The sequence below is a fragment of the Brachyspira catarrhinii genome (assembly GCF_005518285.1).
In the GTDB taxonomy this organism is placed as follows: Bacteria; Spirochaetota; Brachyspiria; order Brachyspirales; family Brachyspiraceae; genus Brachyspira; species Brachyspira catarrhinii.
This window is the reverse complement of sequence record NZ_SJDU01000541.1, coordinates 1-1,210: the sequence shown is the minus strand read 5'-3', so window position 1 is coordinate 1,210 and position 1,210 is coordinate 1. Positions and strand designations below refer to the sequence as shown.

At 26.1% G+C, this 1,210-nt stretch carries 2 protein-coding genes; both read right to left on the bottom strand.

Translation table 11 applies throughout. The annotated features are described in order from the left end of the window. Positions 1 to 34: 34 nt before the first annotated feature. Positions 35 to 298, bottom strand: a complete 264-nt coding sequence (locus EZH24_RS12180; RefSeq protein WP_137999330.1) for an endonuclease — start codon at positions 296 to 298, stop codon at positions 35 to 37. Next, entirely contained in the window at positions 299 to 1,129 is an 831-nt protein-coding gene (locus EZH24_RS12175; protein WP_137999329.1) for a hypothetical protein, read from the bottom strand. Between the last annotated feature and the right edge of the window lie 81 nt (positions 1,130 to 1,210).

The following is a 1,210-nucleotide window of genomic DNA, read 5'->3' as shown; positions in this document are numbered from 1 at the left end:
TGGATAAAAAGCCCGTTATTATTGGAATCACTGCTTACTCCTTTTCATTATTATTTTTTTTATCATCATTAATATTATTGTTTCTTAATATCTTCAAAAAGCCTCTTAAATCACTTCCAAAACTAACTGCATTAAGACCAAGGAAAATTATTACAACAGCAATAGCTTCTTCTTTAGCAACTGTTCTACCTCTCCAGATAAGATTAACACTAACCCAAACAACCCCTAAAATAAAAGTAACTATGCTTGTATAGATACTTAATTTTTTATTAGCATTATGCTTTTCTATAAAACTCATCTATCTAACTCCATTGTATTTTAAATTGTCGTGAAATATGCCTAAAAGGAACTTCTGCAGATATTCAAGATTTTCTAAAACTATCTCACTGTCTTTGATAGTTGTTTCAGTAAAATTATTATTAATAAATACATCATAGCTTTTTAATCTGTCAGCAGCGGGAATATTTTTAAGATTTTTCATAAATGCTTTACGTTTATCATATTGTGCTTGATGATTATTATAAATTGATTTATAAATATCCTCTATTTTATCTAAAATAATCATATAATAAAAATTACATATATTTTCTAAACCTAGCTTATTTATACTCATAATGTTGCTTTTAGATAAAGCCTCATTATATATATTAATAATCTCTATTCTTTTTGCTTTTATATATTCCCTAAGCTCTGCTTTATCTTTATCAAGTATATGATTATGTACTATATAGCTTATGATTTGACTTTGCACTTTTAATGTACTTTGACTTATTATACTGCTATACTCTTTATATACAGTAAGAGATGTAATTTTCTCATCATATTTAAACTTATTTTCTTCTTTTTTGTTATCTCCATGATAATAAGCTAATATTTCACTGTTATTTTTCGATTCTAATACAGCTAGCTCTTTTGGAGATTCAAATGCATTAGATACAATCTTATTTTGATTTTCTATAGTTTTTTCTGCATTAACCTTATCATTTCCAAACTCTATAGTACCGTCTTTAATATTTGCTTTTAATTTAGCTTGCTTATTATGCAGAATAAGGTCCTTAACCCATTTTCCAATTATGAGTATAGTTATACAAATACCTATTATAGATAAAGCCGTTAATGCATCAGACATTTTTATCCTCTAGTATTTTTAATATATTTTCATATCTTTTTTCTCTGTCTTCAAGTCCATTGTACCCGCCGTTAATAAGTT